This is a genomic window from Cupriavidus sp. FW306-1B-F12B (assembly GCF_058781795.1).
In genome coordinates, this window is record NZ_JBYSXC010000018.1 from 141,859 (window position 1) to 160,959 (window position 19,101).

Sequence of the window (19,101 nt, forward strand, 5' to 3'; positions counted from 1 at the left end):
CGGTCTCCTCAGCGCGAGTCGCGGTCGCGGTTGCGCAGCGCTTCGCGCGAACGGGCGTCCGTCGAGGCATCCGGCGCGGACGCCGGCGGGCTGGCCGCACCCGGTTGGCCCGGCTGCGGCGCAGCGCGGCCGTCGGCCTGTGCCATCAGCTTGTCCAGCGGCAGGTAGAGAAGATTGTTGCCCTGGCGCGCGTCCACCAGCACCTTGGTCGAATTGGTGTAGATCTGCTGCATGGTTTCCAGATAGATGCGGTCGCGCGTCACCTGCGGCGCCTTGGCGTATTCGGTCTGCACCGAACGGAAGCGCGAGGCATCGCCCTCGGCCTGCGCCACCACGCGCGAGCGGTAGGCTTCGGACTCTTCCTTCAGGCGCGCCGCGGTACCCTTGGCGCGCGGGAGGATGTCATTGGCATAGGCCTGGCCTTCGCTGATCGCGCGCTCGCGGTCCTGGCTGGCCTTGTTGACGTCGTCGAACGCAGCCTGCACCTGCTCGGGCGGCTGCACGCTCTGCACGTTCACGGACAGCACGCGGATGCCGGTCTTGTACGCCGTCAGGATGGCCTGGATCGACTTGGCCAGTTGCTGCGCGATCTGTTCGCGGCTCTCGTACAGCACCGCGTCCATCTTGTTGCGGCCGACGATCTCGCGCACCGAGGTCTCGGCGGCCTGCGTCACCAGCTCTTCATCGCCACCGCGGTCGGTCTTGTTGAAGAACAGGAATTCGCCGGCGTCCTGGATCACGTACTGCACCGTAAAGCGCACGTCGATGATGTTCTCGTCCTGCGTCAGCATCGACGAGTCCTTCAGGTTGCTGTCCTTGATCGAGGTGGAGCGCCCCACCTCGACCGAACGCACGGCCGACAGGTTGACGATCTCGGCCGACTGGACCGGCCAGGGCATGCGCCAGTTGATGCCGGGGCCAGTGGAGTACTTGAACTTGCCGAACTGCAGGATCACCGCGGTCTGGCCTTCCTGAACCATGAAGAAGCCGCTGGCCAGCCAGATGCCGACCACGGCCGCCACGATCACGCCAGCGCCCACCCCCGAGCCCTTGCCCGGCGTGCGCGGACCGCCAAAGCCCTGATTGTTGCCGCCGCCGTTGTCCTTGCGGCCGAGCAGGCCGTTCAGGCGGCGGTTGAAGTCGCGCCACAGTTCGTCCAGGTCGGGCGGGCCGCCGTCCTGCTGCGGGCGCTGGTTCTGCTGGCGGTTGTCGTCGCGACCGTCCTTCTTGTCGTCGTCGTCCTGACCGTTGCGACCCCAGCGCGGATCGTTCAGCGAGAAGATGGCGCGCAGGCGCTGCCAGCCCGCGCGCAGCGCGAAGCGGCCGCCTGGTGTCAGGCTCGAATCAGCATTCCGGGGAAACTGGGGCATGAAGTGCACGGGTCCGGGGAAGTTTGTAACAGGGGGATTCTAGCAGTCATCCGAGCCACTTTTGGCCAATTCGCGCAATCCCGGCAGCAATTGCACCGGGATTGGGCAGAACGGCCGGAGCACTGGCGGCGAACTGACGGCAACTTGACAGGCTACAGCCTGCCCGAATCCCCCGCGTCGGCGTCGTCGCTGCTGTCAGCCACGCCGCCCTCATCTGCACTGCCATCATCGCCGGCATCGGCGTACTGGGGCACGTCGGCCAGGCGCGGGTCATAGGGTTGCGGCTCGGGCGGGCGGCTGGCCAGCCATTGCGCCACCTCGACCACGGCCTCGCGCAGCGTATCCAGGCCCATGCCCTCGCGCGCGCTCAGGAACACGCGGGTGGGGATGCCGTCCTCGTCGCGCTCCAGGCGCGGGCCCTGCTCCAACAACTCGGGCGCGGCATCGATCTTGTTCATCACCACGATCTGCGGGATGTCCAGCGCGTTGATTTCCGCCAGCACGCGGTTGACCTGCTCGATCTGCTCGTGGCGCACCGGGCTCGATGCATCCACCACATGCAGCAGCAGGTCGGCATGCACGGTCTCGTCCAGCGTGGCTCGGAACGCCGCCACCAGTTGCGTGGGCAGGTCGCGGATAAAGCCGACCGTGTCGGACAGCACCACGTTGCCCAGCCCGTCCAGGAACAGCCGGCGCGAGGTGGTGTCGAGCGTGGCGAACAGCTGGTCGGCCGCATAGGCGCCAGCCTTGGTCAGCGCATTGAACAGCGTCGACTTGCCCGCGTTGGTATAGCCCACCAGCGAAATGCTGAGCGTGTCATTGCGCGCGCGCGCGCGCCGCTGCGTGCTGTGCTGGCGCTGCAGCCGCGACAGATCGGACTTGAGCCGCTTGGCGCGCTCGTCCAGCATGCGCCGGTCCAGCTCGAGCTGGCGCTCGCCGGGGCCGCCGCGCATGCCGATGCCGCCCTTCTGCCGCTCCAGGTGGCTCCACGCGCGGACCAGCCGCGACGCGCGGTACTGGACCTGCGCCAGCTCCACCTGCACCTTGCCCACGTGGCTCTGCGCGCGCTGCCCGAAGATGTCCAGGATCAGCCCGGTGCGGTCGATCACGTGGCGGTTCAGGAAGCGTTCCAGGTTGCGCTGCTGCGCCGGGCTCAGGGCGTGGTTGAACACGACCACGTCGGCATCCAGGGCGTCGGCGGCCTCCTTCAGCTCCTCGGCCTTGCCCGAGCCGATGAACAGCGCCGGATCCGGCCGCGAGCGGCGGCCCGTCAACGTATGCACCGGCAGAGAGCCAGCGGTAGAGGTCAGCAGCGCCAGTTCGCTGAGGCTTTCCTGGAAATCATGCTTGCCGAAGTCGACGCCGACCAGAATGGCGCGCGAAGGGGCGGTATTGGAAGTGGCTCTGGGGTCCAAGGGAGGGCGCGTAAGCGCAGGGAAAAACGGGTTCAGGGGGAAGGCGGGCGGATGTCGGACACTGTCCCGGCCCCTGCCGGGACAGGCCGCCGCATGATGCGGAACGTGGCGGCAGCGGTGGCGGCATTGGCAACCGCCGGGCCGCGCGGCACCGGGCGCGATGGCGCACCGGCGCCGGGCATCAGTGCGGCGCCGCGGGGCGCCCGCACGATGCCCGCAAGGAGATCAGGCCTCGGCGGCGTCATCCACGCGGAAATTGACCGCGCGCGCAGGAACGACAGTGGAAATCGCATGCTTGTAGACCATCTGCGTCACGGTGTTGCGCAGCAGGACGACATACTGGTCGAACGATTCGATATTGCCTTGCAGCTTGATGCCATTGACGAGGTAGATGGAAACCGGCACGTGCTCTTTGCGCAGCGCGTTCAGGAACGGGTCTTGTAGCAGTTGCCCTTTGTTGCTCATGGCACACTCCAAATTTATAGGTTTAGTGGTGAATGATGGGGATGGAAATCCCCGGTTCAAGTCAGTCGGCGCAAAAACGCGCCAGAAAAAAGATCAAAAACGGTACCAAGTCGGCGTCAATGCACAGGGAACCCCCTGCTACCGCAAATTTAGCCGCAGTTCCAAACGAACGCAAACGAAAACTTGCCCCGCCAGGAATCCGATTCCGGACTCAATCCTTCGAGTCCGCGTACGGATTTTTGTTCGTACGAAATTCGATGCGAAGAGGGGTGCCCTTGAGCTTGAATGCCGTACGGAAACGATTTTCCAGGTAGCGCCGGTAGGTTTCCGCAACGCCCGAGAGCGCATTGCCGTGGATCACGATAATGGGCGGATTCGAGCCGCCCTGGTGCGCGTAGCGCAGCTTGGGCCGCGACGCGCCGACCCGCTTGGGCTGCTGGAATTCCACCGCTTCCTGCAGCACACGCGTGAGCTGCGGCGTCGGCAGCTTGACCATGGCAGCGGCGAACGCATCATCGACCGAACGCATCAGCGCGCCAATGCCGGTACGCTCGCGCGCCGAGACAAAATGGAAATTCGCAAAGCTCAGGAATTGCAGCTTGCGTTCCAGGTCATGCTTGATGCGGTCGCGGGTATGGCCGTCCAGCCCATCCCATTTATTGACGCCCACCACCAGCGCGCGGCCCGACTCCACGATAAAGCCGGCGATATGCGCGTCCTGGTCGGAAATATCCTGTTGCGCATCGAGCAGCAGGATCACCACGTTGGCATCGGCGATCGACTGCAGGGTCTTGACCACCGAGAACTTCTCGATCGCCTCGAACACCTTGCCGCGCCGGCGCAATCCGGCCGTGTCGATCAGCGTGTAGGGCTTGCCGCCGCGCTCGAACTCCACGTAGATGGCATCCCGGGTGGTGCCGGGCATGTCGAACGCGATCACGCGCTCTTCACCGATCAGCGTGTTGACCAGCGTGGATTTCCCCACATTGGGGCGCCCGACGATGGCGATCTTGACGCCCTTGCCTTCGTCCGGAATCTCTTCGCCCAGCTCGGGGCGCTCCTGGACCGCGAGTTCGATGGCCTCGTCGACCAGTTCGCTCACGCCGTCGCCGTGGGCAGCGGAGATCGCGTACGGATCGCCCATGCCCAGCTCATAGAAATCGGCCGCCACCGAGGTGTACTTCATGCCCTCGGCCTTGTTGACCGCCAGCATGATGCGCCGGCCGGTCTTGCGCAGGTAGTCGGCGATGGCGCGATCCTGCGGCGCCAGGCCCAGGCGGCCGTCGACGATGAAGATCACCACGTCGGCCTCGACCACGGCCTGCTTGGTCTGCTTGGCCATCTCGGCGACGATGCCTTCCTTGACCACCGGCTCAAAGCCGCCGGTATCGATGGCGATGAACGGACGTTCGCCGATGCGCCCTTCCCCGTAATGGCGGTCGCGCGTCAGGCCCGGCAGGTCGGCGACAAGGGCGTCGCGCGATCGGGTCATGCGGTTGAATAGCGTCGACTTGCCCACATTGGGGCGGCCGACAAGTGCGATAACTGGTTTCATGCAATAAACGGAAACGGGGGCCGGCACGCCGCCCCCCGGTAACTCCGGAGTCAATGGATCCGACGGCACGCCGCGCCACCTAGGGCGCGGTCTGCCGCTTGTCCTGTCGGGCGCGGTGCCGGGTCAACGGACCCGCTGCAATTGCCGCGCTAAGGATCATGCTACCGGATTCGGCGCTAGACGTACCGACAGGTGTACGGCAGCGCGCATTGGATTCCTGTCAGCCAGGCTGGAAACCGTAGACGTCGCCGTCGCGGGTCTGGATTACCAGGGTCTGCCCCGCCACCACGGGCGCGGCGGTGATGGCACTGCCATCGGTCTTCATGCGTGCGATGACCTGGCCGTCTTCGCGCGACAGGAAGTGTACATAACCTTCAAAGTCGCCCATAACCACCGAGCGGCCCAGGGCCAGCGGCGCGCCCAGGCGGCGATTGCGCAGGTCGTTGTTCTTCCAGCGCTCGTTGCCGTTCTGGCGGTCGAACGCATGCACGACCGACTGCTCGTCGCTGGCGTAAATTGCATTGTCATCCTGCGCCGGGCCGCTCGGCGACGAGAAATCCTTGCCCCACTGCGGCTGCCCGCTGGCCAGCTCCAGGCAGGCCACCCGGCCCTGGAAGGTAGTGGCGCAGACCTGGCGCCCGCTCACCATCGGCAGGCCGGTGACGTCGTTCAGGCGCTCGATCTCCGACACGCCCTTCGGGTACGAGACCGCACTCTCCCAGCGCAGCACGCCGTTGCCCGGCGTCAGCACGCCCAGCTTGCCGCCGGGGAAGCCCATCACGATGCCGTCGCCGGCAAACACCATCCCCATCGCCGCGCGCAGGTTCAGCGGCGTCTGCGAACGCTGGTAGATCCAGCGGCGCTCGCCGGTCTCGGCGTCCAGGCCGAATACGCGCGTGTCGGTGGTGCGCACCACCACCAGGCCGTTGCCGACCAGCGGCGCCGACAGCACCTCGCCGTTGACCTGCTTCTTCCAGATCTGCTTGCCGCTGGCGTCAAAGGCATAGATGGCGCCCTTCTCGCCGGCGACCGCCGTCACCGAGCCATCGCTGCCCGGGCCCGAGGTCAGGTCCAGGTCGGCCTTGGCCTTCCACAGCACGCGTCCGCTGGCGCCTTCCAGCGCCATCACGTTGCCGTTGTTGGACGAGACGTAGACGTTGTTGCCCGCCGCGGCCGGCTGCATCGAATAGGGGCCGCTCTTGCCCACGTCGGCCTTCCAGGCCTGGCGCACCGACAGCGTGCCCGAGATCGGCTTGAGCTCGGCGGGCGGGTGCTTGTTTTCCTTGCTGAACAGCGAGCAGCCGCCCAGTGTGGCCAGGCAGGCAACCGCCACCAGCGCACGGGTCATGGCGCGGGCGGGCTGGCGATGTACGGCACGGGAAAGCACTGACGTCATAGGGTTACGGTCCTGTTTATACGATCCGCTGGATATGCGGTGTTTGCATGCGTTCGGGAGCGGCCGGATCAGGCCGTGCCCAGCGCATCAAGCTTGAACTGGATGATCTGGCGCATCGCCGGCTCATCCTGGCCCAGCTTGTCCAGCGCCTTGCGATAGGCCGTGCGCGCATCGTCGCGCTTGTCCTGTGCGGCGAGCAGGTCGCCGCGGCGGTCGGCATACAGTGCCACGAACGCTGCCGGCGGTTCATCCTTGAGCAGCGCCAGGCCCTTGTCGTAGGCCTTCTCGTCGAGCAGCACGCCGGCCAGGCGCACGCGCGCCAGGTGCGAATACTCCTGGTCGCCATGGTCGATGGCCCATTGCAGCTGGCTCTTGGCCGCGGCGAGGTCGCCCGCATCGTACAGCACGCGGCCCGCGACCAGCGCGCTCATCTGGCCATAGGCGGTGCGGCCGTACTTGTCTTCCAGGTCGGTCGCGGCGCGCTTGATGCGCTCGATGTCACGCGCCTCGGCGGCCTTGAGCACCTGCTCGTACAGCACCGCGGCCTCGCCGGCCTGCTTGCGTTCCCAGTACTTCCAGCCGTTCCAGCCGGCGAACGCCAGCAGCGCGACGATCAGCACCCAGGTCAGCGCATTGCCGTACTGGCGCCACCAGGCCTTCAGATTCTCAAGCTGTTCCTGTTCTTCTAGATCGTAAGCCATGTCGAGGCAATCACCTGCGTTGGGTTAGGTACTCGTGTACTGGGGTTTTCCGGCTGGCCGGCGCGCGATTTATTCGCTGGCGCCGACCATGGCGTCGATCAGGTAATCGACCAGTCCCTCGGCCGGCACGGTGGCCTGTTGTCCACCGCCTTCGGCCTGCTCGCGCTGGCGAAGTTCCTTGACCTGGACCACGCCGGCAGCCACTTCGTCGTCGCCAATGATAACGGCATAGGCCGCGCCGCTTGTGTCGGCACGCTTCATCTGCGACTTGAAGCTGCCGCCCTTGCCGTCGGGGCTGGCGTGCAGCACCACGTCCAGGCCCGCGTCGCGCAGCCGTTCCGCGGCGATCATCGCCTGCTGCGCGGCGGCTTCGCCCTGGTGCACCAGGTAGACGTCGCAGCCCGCCGCGTCGGGCACCACGCCCTCTTCGCGGATCAGCTCGATGATGCGCTCGATGCCCATGGCCCAGCCGCAGGCCGGCGCCGGCTTGCCGCCCATCTGCGCGATCAGCGGGTCATAGCGCCCGCCGCCGGCGATGGTGCCCTGCGCGCCCAGCTTGTCGGTGATCCACTCGAACACCGTCAGGTTGTAGTAGTCGAGGCCACGCACCAGGCGCGGGTTGATCTTGAACGGGATGTTGTTGGCCTTGAGCAGGCGCTGCACGCCCTCGAAGTGCGCCAGCGACTCCTCGCCGAGGAAGTCGATCAGCTTGGGCGCGTTGGCCGCCATCTCCTGCAGCGCCGGGTTCTTGGTGTCCAGCACGCGCAGCGGGTTGGTGTACAGGCGGCGCTTGCTGTCGTCGTCCAGGATGTCCTGGAAGCCTTCCAGGTACTTGATCAGCTGTTCGCGGTGCGCGGCGCGTTCATGGGCCTGCCCCAGCGAATTGAGCTCCAGGCGCACGCCAACCAGGCCCAGGTCGTCCCACAGGCGCTGGCACATCAGGATGATTTCGGCATCCACGTCCGGGCCGGCAAAGCCCAACGCCTCGGCGCCAAGCTGGTGGAACTGGCGGTAGCGGCCGCGCTGCGGACGCTCGTGGCGGAACATCGGGCCGGTGTACCACAGGCGCTTGGGGCCGTCGTACAGCAGGTTGTGCTCGATGGTGGCGCGCACGGCCGCGGCGGTGCCTTCGGGGCGCAGCGTCAGCTGCTCGCCGTTGAGCGAATCGGTGAAGGAGTACATCTCCTTCTCGACGATGTCGGTGACCTCGCCGATGCCGCGCACGAACAGCTGCGTATGCTCGACGATCGGCGTGCGGATCTGCTGGTAGCCGTAGGCACGCAGCATGGCGCGTGCGGCATTCTCGAAATGCTCCCACAGCGGCGCGTCCGCCGGCAGCATGTCGTTCATGCCCTTCACGCCCTGCAGGGCCTTGGCGGGGCGCACCTTCGGTTCGGTCTTGGCACCGCCTGCGGCGGCCACGTTCTCGGATTGCGTCATTCTGTTCTTGTCAGGCTGCTGGCACCCGGCCGGTCCGGCTCAGGCTGCCACTTCTTTGTCGGCCCGCGCAGCGCCCGGGCCGTAATGCGTGCGAACGTATTCATCTACGATCGCCTGGAATTCTTCTGCAATGCGCTCGCCGCGCAGCGTCTTCACCTTGACGCCGTCGACGAACACCGGCGCCGCCGGCGATTCACCCGAGCCCGGCAGCGAGATGCCGATATTGGCGTGCTTGCTCTCGCCCGGGCCGTTGACGATGCAGCCCATCACGGCCACATCCATTTCCTCGACGCCCGGGTAGACGGTCTTCCATTGCGGCATCTGCTCGCGCAGATAGGCCTGGATGCTTGCCGCCAGCTCCTGGAAGACGGTGCTGGTGGTGCGGCCACAGCCCGGGCACGCAATCACCATCGGGGTGAAGTTGCGCATGCCCATGGTCTGCAGGATCTCCTGCCCCACGTACACCTCTTTCTCGCGCGGCGCGCCGGGTTCAGGCGTCAGCGAGATGCGGATGGTGTCGCCGATACCTTCCTGCAGCAGCACCGACAGCGCCGCGGTCGACGCCACGATGCCCTTGCTGCCCATGCCGGCCTCGGTCAGCCCGAGGTGCAGCGCGTAGTCGCAGCGGCGTGCCAGCTCGCGGTACACCGCGACCAGTTCCTGCACCTGCGACACCTTGCACGACAGGATGATCTGGTCGCCCGGCAGGCCGATTTCCTCGGCCTTCTTGGCCGAGTCGATGGCCGAGGTGATCAGCGCCTCGATCATCACGCTCTGCGCCGGCCACGGCTCGGCGCGCCCGGCGTTCTCGTCCATGATCCGTGCCAGCAGGTCCTGGTCCAGGCTGCCCCAGTTCACGCCGATGCGCACCGGCTTGTTGTAGCGGCACGCCATCTCGATCATCTGCGCGAACTGCGTGTCGCGCTTGGCGCCCTGGCCGACGTTGCCGGGGTTGATCCGGTACTTGGACAGCGCCTCGGCACAGGCCGGATAGTCCTGCAGCAGCTTGTGGCCGTTGTAGTGGAAGTCGCCCACCAGCGGCACGTTCACGCCCATGCGGTCGAGCTGCTCGCGGATCGACGGCACCGCGGCGGCGGCCTCGGGCGTGTTCACCGTGATGCGCACGATCTCCGAGCCCGCACGCGCCAGTTCCTTGACCTGGATGGCCGTGCCGATGGCATCGACCGTATCCGTGTTGGTCATCGACTGCACGCGCACCGGCGCACTGCCGCCAATGGTCACCACATTGTCGCCCCACGCAACGCGCGCCTGGCGCGTCTGGCGGCGCGGCAGCGGACCGGGCAGGACCGGGAGACAGAGCTGTTGGTTCATAGCGTTACCACCTTGCAAAGACGCACCGCGCGCCCGCGTCAGGGCAGCGTCAGGCGCGCCACGTTGTTGCGGTTGGCTGCCTTCAGGTCGACCGGCGTGCCATTGCGCGTCAACGACTCGACGCCCTTGACGTTGCCGATCACCACCTTGTACGGGGCCGTGCCGCCACCGGCCACGGTCTGGCCGGCCTTGGCGGTACCGCCCATGACGATCTTGCCGCTATTGTCCCGGATCTCATACCAGGTATCGCCGGCAAAGCGGATCTGCAGTTCGCCCTCGCCTGCTGGCGCAGCCGGTGCCGCGGCAGCTGCAGGCGCGGAAGCGGCTGCGGGTGCCGTCGCGGCCACGGGAGCTGCGGCGGCACTGGCCGGAGCGGTTTCGGCAGACGGCGCCGGCGAATCGCTGGCGGCCATGACCGGCGGCAGCGCCGCCGTCACGGTGCCAGCTTCCGTGCTCTGGATCACGGCAGGCGCTTCAGCCGTTACGGTCTCGGCAGCGCTGCTGCGCGCATCGATCCATGCGCGGATATGGTCAAGGCCGAACCAGCCGCCCGCGGCCACCAGCACGGCCACCAGCGCCAGCCAGACCCAGCGGCCGCCGTTGCCGCCCGAGCGGAAGCGGTTGCGGTCGTCGAAGGCCGCATTGATGCCACCCTCGCGCTGCCGGGCAATTTCCGCCACCTGCGCCACCGGGCGCGGCTGGAAGCGTGCCAGCAGCGGGTCGATGTCGACGTGCAGCATGCGCGCATAGGCACGCATCACGCCCTTGGCGAAGGTCACGTCGGGCAGTGCCTGCAGGTTGCCGGCCTCGATCGCGCGCAGCTTGCCTGCAGCCACCTTCAGGCGCGCGCTGACGTCTTCCACCGACATGCGCTGCGCCTCGCGCTCGCGCGCCAGCGCTGCGCCGATCTCGCGTGCGGCAGCTTCGCGTTCTCCTTCGTGCGCGCCCCCGCCGACTTGTTGCGTCGGTACGGCCTGGCCTGCGGCGCGGTCGTGCTCACTCATCCCATGCTCCTTGTTCGTAGGCGGTCAACTCACGCGAGTCGGGGAAGCGGCTGCGCAGTTGCGCCCCAAGCGCATCCTGCGTGCGGCTGTCGCCCTGACGGTGGGCAATGCGCGCTCCCAGCCAGAGGGATTGCGCATTGACAAATTGGCTGTTGTTGACGCGCTGGACATATTGCCGGGCCTGCGCGAAATCGCCGCGCCGGTAGAAGACCAGCGCAAGGTTGGTGTTGGCCACCGGGTTGTTGCGGTCGTAGCCGAGCGCGGCCTTCAGGTTCTTTTCCGCTTCGGCGCTGTGGCCCTGGCGCAGCTCGCACGCGCCCAGGCTGATCAGCGGCTTGGCGGGGCCGCCTGCGGACGGCGCCGACATCGCGCGCTGCAGCATCGGCACGGCCTCGCCGTAGCGCCCTTCCTGGCACAGGAACCAGCCGTAGTTGTTGAGCAGGTCGCCGTCGTTGGCACGCATCGACACCGCCGTGCGGAAGCTGTCATCGGCCAGCGTCCGCTCATTCATGTTCATGTAGATCAGCGCGCGCACATGGTAGGCGTCGGCGAGCGCCGGATCGATGGCAATGGCCTGCTTGATCTCGTCAAGGGCGACCGCGTTCTGGCCCGCCTCCAGGTAGTTGGTGGCAAGCTGCAGCCGGATGCCGGCGCGGCGCCTTGCATCGGTCTGGTCGGAAGCGGTCTGGGGATCCTGCGCCGGCGCATGCGGCAGCTGGCAGCCGGACAACATCAGCAGCCCCAGCAGGGCCGCAGCGAGCAGACGGATCATGCAGGGCGAACCTCCCGAGGCTGGCCGGAAGCAGCGACCGGCACCAGTGGCGTGATCTTGCCGAACTTGCCGCGCTCGGCCAGGCGCGTGCGGTCCTTCACTTCCCCGGCCAGCTGGCCGCAGGCGGCGTCGATATCGTCGCCGCGGGTCTTGCGGATGGTGGTCACGATGCCTGCGTCCATCAGCACCTGCGCAAAGCGCCGGATCTGATCGTTGTTGGAACGCTTCAGGCCCGATTCGGGGAAAGGATTGAACGGGATCAGGTTGAACTTGCACGGCACGTCGGCCACAAGCTTCAGCAGTTCCCGCGCATGCTCGACACCGTCGTTGACGCCGTCCAGCATGCAGTATTCGAAAGTAATGAAATCGCGCGGCGCGAATTCCAGGTAGCGGCGGCATGCCGCCATCAGTTCGGCCAGCGGGTACTTCTTGTTCAGCGGCACCAGCACGTCGCGCAGGGCGTCGTTGGACGCGTGCAGCGACACGGCGAGAGCCACCGGGAGATCCTTGGACAGCCGGTCCATCATCGGCACCACGCCGGAGGTGGACAGCGTCACGCGGCGGCGCGACAGGCCGTAGGCGTTGTCGTCGAGCATCAGGCGCATGGCCGGCACGACAGCATCGTAGTTCAGCAGCGGCTCGCCCATGCCCATCATCACCACGTTGGAGATGACGCGGTCGTCCTTGGGGCCGCGGCCCAGTTGTTCGCGCATGGCGAACTCCGCCATCCACAGCTGGCCGATGATTTCACCGGTGCTGAGGTTGCGCGAAAAGCCTTGCTTGCCGGTGGAGCAGAAGCGGCAGTTGACGGCGCACCCCGCCTGCGAGGAAACGCACAGCGTGCCGCGCGTTTCCTCGGGGATGTAGACCGTTTCCACCGCGTTGCCCTGGCCCACGTCGAGCAGCCACTTGCGCGTGCCGTCGGCCGACAGGTGGTCGGTGATGGCGGCAGGCGCGCGGATCTCGGCCCGCGTCGCGAGCTTTTCGCGCAGCGACTTGGCGAGATCCGACATGGCGTCGAAGCGGCTGGCACCGTAGTGGTGGATCCAGCGTTGCAGTTGCCGCGCACGGAACGGCTTCTCGCCGAGCTCGCCGCAATAAGCGGTGAGCGCGTCCGCGTCGAGGTCGAGCAGGTTGACGAGAGCGTTCATGACGGCAAACTCAGCTTCGGTGTCAGTCTAGTCCTGGCAGCAGCGCCGGACAATCAGCGGCTGTAGACGTTCATGCCCGGGAAGAAGAACGACACTTCCACGGCAGCCGTTTCAGCGGCGTCCGAGCCGTGCACGGCGTTGGCGTCGATGCTGTCGGCGAAATCGGCGCGGATGGTGCCCTTCTCGGCCTTCTTCGGGTCGGTGGCGCCCATCAGGTCACGGTTCTTGGCGATGGCGTTCTCGCCTTCCAGGGCCTGGATCATGACCGGGCCGGAAACCATGAAATCCACCAGGTCCTTGAAGAACGGACGCTCCTTGTGGACAGCGTAGAACTGCTCGGCTTCGCCGCGCGACAGGTGCACCATCTTGGCAGCAACGATCTTCAGGCCGGCGGCCTCGAAACGGGCGTAGATCTGGCCAATGACGTTCTTGGCCACGGCATCCGGCTTGATAATCGACAGGGTGCGTTCGATCGCCATGAAAAACTCCGAAAAATGAAGGGGTTACAAATGGATTAAACGTGCGATTCTAGCACGAAGACTATGACCCTTTCGAGGGTCTTCCCTGCTCTCGCGTGTGTCGGGCCGCCCTTGCCGCACAACCGGACGCCAAGTATGCCAATGAACACATTACAACCTTGTCATGCCAGGAACACGCCGCCCCGGCTAACATCCAATGTGAGCGGCACCGAACGGCGCAAAGCAATGCAAGAGGTGACTCATGAGTTACCCCGCCCTTGCAATTCCACCTCCCAGGTGCCACATTGACGATGGTTCCGTCCGGGTTCCATACGAATCTTCGCATCCGAAGCCTCGCAGCCCGGCGCCTCACCGTTTTGAGACAGGAGTCACCATGGATAACAAGCTGAACACCTACGGTTTCGGCAACAGTGCGTCGACCGTCACTGACGTCGTCGTTCGCAACCGGGTCTTGCGCAACACTTACTGGCTGCTGGCCCTCTCGATGATCCCCACCGTGCTCGGTGCGTGGATCGGCGTGGCCACAGGCTTCAGCTTCATGGCGGGCAACCCCTTCCTGTCGCTGATCCTGTTCCTGGGCATCGCGTTCGGGTTCTTCTACGGTATCGAGAAGACCAAGAACAGCAGCATGGGCGTGGTCCTGCTGCTGGCCTTCACGTTCTTCATGGGGCTGATGCTGTCGCGGCTGATCGGCGTGACGCTGCAGTTCTCCAACGGGCCGGCGCTGATCATGTATGCCTTTGGCGGCACGGCGGCGGTATTCGGTGCAATGGCGACCATCGCCACGGTCAGCAAGCGTGATTTCTCCGGCCTGGGCAAGTTCCTGTTCGTCGGCGTGATCCTGCTGATCCTGGCCAGCGTCGCCAATATCTGGCTGCAGCTGCCCTCGCTGATGATCACGGTGTCGGTGATCGCCATCGGTATCTTCTCGGCGTACATCCTGTTCGATGTGCAGCGCGTGGTGAATGGCGGCGAGACCAACTACATCACCGCCACGCTGGCAATCTACCTGGACGTGTACAACGTCTTCGTCAACCTGCTGGCGCTGCTGGGCATCTTCGGCGGCAGCCGCGAGTGACGGCAACCTCCCCTGCAGCATGAAAAAACCGGCCTGATGGCCGGTTTTTTCTTTGGTGCGACTTGCGCGATCAGCCGCGATCGAACACCGCGATCGACTCCACGTGCGAGGTGTGCGGGAACATGTTGACCACGCCCGCGCCGGCGAGCCGGTAGCCCGCCTCGTGCACCAGCAGGCCGGCGTCGCGCGCCAGCGTGGCTGGGCTGCACGATACGTAGACGATGCGCTGCGGCAGCACGTCGCTACCCTGCTGCGCCAGTTCGCCCAGCGCCTTGCATACCGCCAGCGCGCCTTCGCGCGGCGGATCGACCAGCCAGCGGTCGAAGCGGCCCAGCGCGGCAATGTCCTCGGCCGTGACCTCGAACAGGTTGCGGCAGGCAAACTCGGTCCTGGCCGCCAGCCCGTTGTATTCGGCGTTGGCCAGCGCTCGCGTGGTCAGCGCCTCGCTGCCTTCGATGCCCATCACCGACTTGCCCTGCGTGGCCAGCGGCAGCGTGAAGTTGCCGATGCCGCAGAACAGGTCGAGCAGGCGGTCCTGCGGCTGCGCGTCCAGCAAACGCAGCGCGCGGCCGATCAGCACGCGGTTGATCTGGTGGTTCACCTGGGTGAAATCGGTCGGCTTGAACGGCATGCGGATGCCGAATTCCGGCAGCGTATAGGCCAGCTCGGCATCGGCCGGATAGAACGGATAAACCGTATCCGGGCCCTTGGGCTGCAGCCAGAACTGCACCTTGTGCTGGTCGGCGAAGGCGCGCAGCAGGTCCTTGTCGGCATCGGTCAGCGGCTCCAGGATGCGCAGCACCAGCGCGGTGACTTCCTGCCCCACGGCCAGCTCGATCTGCGGCATGCGGTCGCGGATCGACAGGCCGCCAACCAGCTCGCGCAGCGGCACCAGCATGGCCGACACATGCGGCGGCAGGATCTCGCAACGGGTCATGTCGGCCACATAGCTGCTCTTGCGCTCATGGAAGCCGACCAGCACCCCACCCTTCTTGGCCACATGGCGCACAGTCAGCCGCGCGCGGTAGCGATAGCCCCAGTCCGGCCCGGCGATGGGGCGGAACACCACATCGGGCTTCACCCTGGACAGGTGCCACAGGTTGTCTTCCAGCACGCGCTGCTTGATTGCCAGCTGGGCGCGCGAATCGAGATGCTGCATCGAGCACCCGCCGCAGACCCCGAAATGCTGGCAGCCGGGCTTCACGCGCATCACCGATTCCTGCCGGACCTCGATCAGGTGGGCCTGCTCGTAGCTGGGCTTGCGGCGAAAGCTGCGGTAGCTGACGGTCTCGCCGGGCAGCGCGCCTTCGACGAAGATCACCTTGCCGGGCGTGCCGTCCTCATTCACCAGGCGGCCAACGCCGCGGGCCTCCATGTCGAGGCTGTCGATCGACACCACGGGATCGGCCGCGGGGGCGCCAGCGTCGGCGCGGACACGGGACTCTTTTGCGACGGGAGCAGCACCTTGAGCGGCAACAGCGGCCGGGGCTGCCGGCGTTTCTTGTGGGGAGGACACGGCTTGGGACACCAGACGAAACCTGACGTATTGTTTTGTGAAAGCGGGATTGTATGCCAGACCGGGCCGGCACCGGCGGCTGCTTCCCGGCGACGTGACGGAGACGGCAAATGGAACTGATTTCCTGGAATATCCAATGGGGTCGCGGCGCCGACGGGCATGTCGACCTGGGCCGCCAGGTCGACACCCTGCGCGGCATTGCCGACGCCGACGTCATCTGCCTGCAGGAGGTCACGCGCGGCTTCGGCGAACTGCGCGGCAGCCCGGGGGAAGACCAGGTGGCGGAGTTGACCGCCCTGCTGCCCGGCTACCACCTGCTCTACGCGCCTGGTGTCGACCGGCGCACCGCCACCGGAGGGCGCAAGCAATTCGGCAACCTGATCGCCACGCGCCTGCCGGTGCGCGAAGTCTTCCGCCACGCCCTGCCCTGGCCGGCGGACCCGCAGGTGGCGTCGATGCCGCGCGTGGCGCTGGAAGCCACGGTCGAAGTCGGCACCCGGCGGCTGCGCGTGATCTGCACGCACCTGGAGTATTACTCATCACACCAGCGCGCCGCGCAAGCCGAAGCCTTGCGCACCTGGCACGCCGAAGCCTGCGACCATGCGCGCCGCCCCGGCCGCAGCGAGAAATGGCCGGGCCCGTTCACGCCGGAGCCGCGCCCGGCCGAGGCTGTCCTGTGCGGCGACTTCAACAGCAAGCCTGACGATATTGCCTACCGCCGTGTGCTCGAGCCCTTTGACGACGCCACGCCGCCCTGGCGCGATGCCTGGCTGCACACACACCCAGGCCAGCCGCATGCGCCGACCTGCGCCCTGTACGACAAGGAGCAATGGCCGGAGGCGCCGTTCGCCTGCGATTTCATGTTCGTGACGGAGAATCTCGCCGGGCGGATCCGGCGCTGCGAGGTCGATGCCGATACGGCCAACTCGGACCACCAGCCGATCCTGCTGTCGCTGGATTTGTGAATTCGTGTCGGCGGCGCGTCGCCGCCGTGCTCAGTCTAGGTCTTCGGCTTCGGGCGTGAGACGCTGCAGCCGGAATGCCTGCAGGTATTCCATCCACTGCTCGCCGGGCAGCTCGGCCAATGACTCCTGGACGAACTCCATCTCGACGTCGAACTCGCGCGGCGACATGCCGCCGCGCATCAGCTGGAAGCGGCAGTACATCAGGTAGGTGTTGACGACGTCGGTCTCGCAATAGGCGCGGATCTCGTCGAGCTGGCCGGCCTGGAACGCCTGCCAGACCTTGCTGCCGTCCATCCCCATCTTGCCCGGGAAGCCGCACAGCTTGGCCAGGTCATCCAGCGGCGCGCTGGCGCGGGGCTGGTACATGGCCAGCAGGTCCATCAGGTCCAGGTGCCGCATGTGGTAGCGGCTGATGTAGTTGTTCCACTTGAAGTCGCGGCTGTCGTCGTCGCGGCCCTCTCCCATCTCCCAGTAACGCGGCGCGGTGACGCCGTTGACCAGGCCGCGATAATGCAGCACCGGCAGGTCGAAGCCGCCGCCGTTCCATGAAACCAGTTGCGGGCTGTAGCGCGCGATCAGTTCATAGAACTTCTGGATCAGCGTGGCCTCGCCGTCTTCCGGCGTGCCCAGTGAGCCGACGTGGAACACCGCCGAGCCGTCGCGGTGCGTGCGGCGCAGCACGCAGGAAATCGCGGCGATGCGCTGCAGGTAGTGCGGGAGAAAATCGCTGCCGGTCTTTTCGCGGCGGGCGGCAAACGCATGCTCGGCGACTTCGGCGTCGCTCATCGCATCGGGATGGTCATGCAAACGGCGCAGGCCGGCAACATCGGGAATGGTCTCGATGTCGAATACCAGCACAGGGGTCATAGAACAGCATCCTTCCTGACACCTTGCGAAGCGAAATGCCGCTTGAGCTTGACCAGCGCCTCCTGCTGGATCTGGCGCACGCGCTCGCGCGTGAGGCCCATTTCCTCGGCCAGCTCTTCCAGCGTGGCGGGCTCGATATGGTTGAGGCCGAAGCGGCGCTCCACCACATAGCGATGCTTTTCCGACAGGCGCGCCAGCCAGAGCTTCATCAGCCCTTCCAGCTCGCGGTGCGCCACCTCCTGGTCGGGGGCGGCGTTGTGCTCGTCGGAGAGGAAATCCAGGAGGCTCGAGCCGGGATCGAGATCGAACGGCGTATCGAGCGAGGTGGTATGTTCGTTGAGTGCCAGGACGTCCTGCACTTCGTCCGGCGTCTTGCCCAGCAGGTGGGCAATGTCTTCAAGGCTGGCGTCGCGCCCGTCGGTGCCGCCCTTCTCCAGATGGCGCTTGGCGCGCAGCACCTGGTTGAGTTCGCGGATCACGTGGACCGGCAGGCGGACCGTGCGCGCCTGGTTCATGATGGCGCGCTCGATGCTCTGGCGGATCCACCAGGTCGCGTACGTCGAGAAGCGGAAACCGCGCGACGGATCAAATTTTTCAATCGCGTGCATCAGGCCCAGGTTGCCTTCCTCGATCAGGTCGAGCAGGGGCACGCCACGATTGAGGTAGCCCTTGGCGATGCTGACCACCAGCCGCAGGTTGCGCTCGATCATGACCTGGCGTGCGGCAAAGTCGCCGTCCTTGGCCAGCGTGGAAAAATGCAGTTCTTCCGGGGCCGACAGGAGCGGCTTGATGCTGATGCGGTTCAGGTAGTGCTGGACGGTGTCCGCAGCCAGCTCGGTATGCAGCACGGTGCGGAAATCATCATGCTCGGGGGCGGCACTGTCGGTGCCATTTTCCGCGCTCTCTTCTTCCTCGTCTTCCGACTCGTCCTCATCGTCGTCGCGCACGATGCGCTCACTGTCGTCGGCAAGCAGGTCGGCCTCGCGCAGGCCCACCGAAGTGGACGTGGCGATGGGCTCGTCGGTCACGGGAATCAGTTCGGCGGCGAGATCAGGCTCGAAGCCTTCAGCATCGGCGCGCGCGTCGGGATGTGCCACACCAGCCTTCACTTCCGGCTGCTTGGGACGGCGAGCCCTGCTTACGGTTCCGGAGGAGACAGTTTTCTGGCGTGGCATGAACCCTCACTGTGGCGGCAGGTACCGCATCGGATCAACCGGTTTTCCGTTCTTGCGGACTTCGAAGTGAAGCTTTACCCGGTCGGTATCGCTGTTGCCCATCTCCGCAATCTTCTGGCCTTTTCGGACCGCGGATTGCTCAGCCACGAGCACCTTGTCGTTGTGCCCGTAAGCAGTAAGAAATGTCTCGTTGTGTTTGATGATGACAAGATTCCCGTAGCCGCGCAAGGGGCCAACGTGAATCACCCGACCATCGTCCGCAGCCAGCACCGCATCGCCCTTCTTGCCCGCAATATCGATGCCTTTATTACCCTTGTCGTCGAATTTCCCGACCGTCTGGCCGGTTGCCGGCCAGGCCAGCTTCATCGAGCCATCGGCGACCGGCGCCGCGGCCGCGGCGGGCGCGGCGGGCGTTGCCGC

General features: G+C 66.1%; 18 protein-coding genes. 2 read left to right on the plus strand and 16 right to left on the minus strand.

Annotated elements, in window-relative coordinates; all coding sequences use genetic code 11:
• Nucleotides 1-8: 8 nt before the first annotated feature.
• The 12 genes from hflK to ndk form a co-directional block, all read right to left on the minus strand.
• Nucleotides 9-1,370: an FtsH protease activity modulator HflK gene (gene hflK / locus AC3WLE_RS26380; protein ID WP_010809433.1), complete on the minus strand. Its 1,362-nt coding sequence runs from the start codon at nucleotides 1,368-1,370 to the stop codon at nucleotides 9-11.
• 152 nt (nucleotides 1,371-1,522) lie between these two features.
• A complete protein-coding gene (gene hflX / locus AC3WLE_RS26385; RefSeq protein ID WP_492319885.1) occupies nucleotides 1,523-2,785 on the minus strand; it encodes a GTPase HflX in 1,263 nt (420 codons plus the stop codon).
• Nucleotides 2,786-3,010: 225 nt separating this feature from the next.
• Nucleotides 3,011-3,250 carry an RNA chaperone Hfq gene (gene hfq / locus AC3WLE_RS26390; RefSeq protein ID WP_010809431.1) on the minus strand — a complete coding sequence of 80 codons (240 nt, stop codon included), beginning with the start codon at nucleotides 3,248-3,250 and terminating at the stop codon, nucleotides 3,011-3,013.
• A gap of 211 nt (nucleotides 3,251-3,461) precedes the next feature.
• Nucleotides 3,462-4,805: a ribosome biogenesis GTPase Der gene (der, locus tag AC3WLE_RS26395; RefSeq protein ID WP_010809430.1), complete on the minus strand. Its 1,344-nt coding sequence runs from the start codon at nucleotides 4,803-4,805 to the stop codon at nucleotides 3,462-3,464.
• A 220-nt stretch (nucleotides 4,806-5,025) separates the two neighbouring features.
• A complete protein-coding gene (bamB, locus tag AC3WLE_RS26400) occupies nucleotides 5,026-6,201 on the minus strand; it encodes an outer membrane protein assembly factor BamB (protein ID WP_492319883.1) in 1,176 nt (391 codons plus the stop codon).
• A gap of 68 nt (nucleotides 6,202-6,269) precedes the next feature.
• On the minus strand, nucleotides 6,270-6,902 hold the full coding sequence (locus AC3WLE_RS26405; RefSeq protein ID WP_439670731.1) for a tetratricopeptide repeat protein: 633 nt from the start codon (nucleotides 6,900-6,902) through the stop codon (nucleotides 6,270-6,272).
• A gap of 69 nt (nucleotides 6,903-6,971) precedes the next feature.
• A complete protein-coding gene (gene hisS, locus AC3WLE_RS26410; protein ID WP_010809427.1) occupies nucleotides 6,972-8,342 on the minus strand; it encodes a histidine--tRNA ligase in 1,371 nt (456 codons plus the stop codon).
• Between the two features lie 39 nt (nucleotides 8,343-8,381).
• Nucleotides 8,382-9,674: a flavodoxin-dependent (E)-4-hydroxy-3-methylbut-2-enyl-diphosphate synthase gene (gene ispG, locus AC3WLE_RS26415; RefSeq protein ID WP_492319882.1), complete on the minus strand. Its 1,293-nt coding sequence runs from the start codon at nucleotides 9,672-9,674 to the stop codon at nucleotides 8,382-8,384.
• A 38-nt stretch (nucleotides 9,675-9,712) separates the two neighbouring features.
• Nucleotides 9,713-10,678 (minus strand): RodZ domain-containing protein, encoded by a 966-nt coding sequence (locus tag AC3WLE_RS26420; protein ID WP_492319881.1) that lies wholly within the window; start codon nucleotides 10,676-10,678, stop codon nucleotides 9,713-9,715.
• Entirely contained in the window at nucleotides 10,671-11,450 is a 780-nt protein-coding gene (gene pilW / locus AC3WLE_RS26425; RefSeq protein ID WP_492319880.1) for a type IV pilus biogenesis/stability protein PilW, read from the minus strand. Before pilW ends, AC3WLE_RS26420 begins: the two co-directional genes overlap by 8 nt.
• A complete protein-coding gene (gene rlmN / locus AC3WLE_RS26430) occupies nucleotides 11,447-12,601 on the minus strand; it encodes a dual-specificity RNA methyltransferase RlmN (RefSeq protein ID WP_010809423.1) in 1,155 nt (384 codons plus the stop codon). Before rlmN ends, pilW begins: the two co-directional genes overlap by 4 nt.
• Nucleotides 12,602-12,654: 53 nt before the next feature.
• Nucleotides 12,655-13,080: a nucleoside-diphosphate kinase gene (gene ndk, locus AC3WLE_RS26435; RefSeq protein WP_010809422.1), complete on the minus strand. Its 426-nt coding sequence runs from the start codon at nucleotides 13,078-13,080 to the stop codon at nucleotides 12,655-12,657.
• A 373-nt stretch (nucleotides 13,081-13,453) separates the two neighbouring features.
• On the opposite strand from ndk, the gene AC3WLE_RS26440 reads away from it, so the two are divergent.
• Nucleotides 13,454-14,158 carry a Bax inhibitor-1/YccA family protein gene (locus tag AC3WLE_RS26440; RefSeq protein WP_010809421.1) on the plus strand — a complete coding sequence of 235 codons (705 nt, stop codon included), beginning with the start codon at nucleotides 13,454-13,456 and terminating at the stop codon, nucleotides 14,156-14,158.
• A gap of 70 nt (nucleotides 14,159-14,228) precedes the next feature.
• On the opposite strand, the gene rlmD is transcribed toward AC3WLE_RS26440, so the two are convergent.
• Nucleotides 14,229-15,533, minus strand: coding sequence for a 23S rRNA (uracil(1939)-C(5))-methyltransferase RlmD (gene rlmD / locus AC3WLE_RS26445; protein WP_492352826.1), 1,305 nt, complete (start codon nucleotides 15,531-15,533; stop codon nucleotides 14,229-14,231).
• Nucleotides 15,534-15,784: 251 nt separating this feature from the next.
• Here rlmD and AC3WLE_RS26450 point away from each other — a divergent pair, with 251 nt between their 5' ends.
• The gene (locus tag AC3WLE_RS26450) at nucleotides 15,785-16,639 is read left to right on the plus strand and encodes an endonuclease/exonuclease/phosphatase family protein (RefSeq protein ID WP_492352821.1); all 855 of its coding nucleotides are present in this window, start codon (nucleotides 15,785-15,787) and stop codon (nucleotides 16,637-16,639) included.
• A 30-nt stretch (nucleotides 16,640-16,669) separates the two neighbouring features.
• Here the strand turns inward: AC3WLE_RS26450 and AC3WLE_RS26455 are convergent, their stop codons facing one another.
• The 3 genes from AC3WLE_RS26455 to AC3WLE_RS26465 all read right to left on the minus strand — a co-directional run.
• Nucleotides 16,670-17,506, minus strand: a complete 837-nt coding sequence (locus tag AC3WLE_RS26455) for a 3'-5' exonuclease (RefSeq protein ID WP_492319878.1) — start codon at nucleotides 17,504-17,506, stop codon at nucleotides 16,670-16,672.
• Nucleotides 17,503-18,681 (minus strand): RNA polymerase sigma factor RpoS, encoded by a 1,179-nt coding sequence (rpoS, locus tag AC3WLE_RS26460; RefSeq protein ID WP_011615628.1) that lies wholly within the window; start codon nucleotides 18,679-18,681, stop codon nucleotides 17,503-17,505. Before rpoS ends, AC3WLE_RS26455 begins: the two co-directional genes overlap by 4 nt.
• 6 nt (nucleotides 18,682-18,687) lie before the next feature.
• Nucleotides 18,688-19,101, minus strand: a 414-nt coding sequence (locus AC3WLE_RS26465) for a murein hydrolase activator EnvC family protein (RefSeq protein WP_492363600.1), incomplete at its 5' end; no start/stop codon positions are given.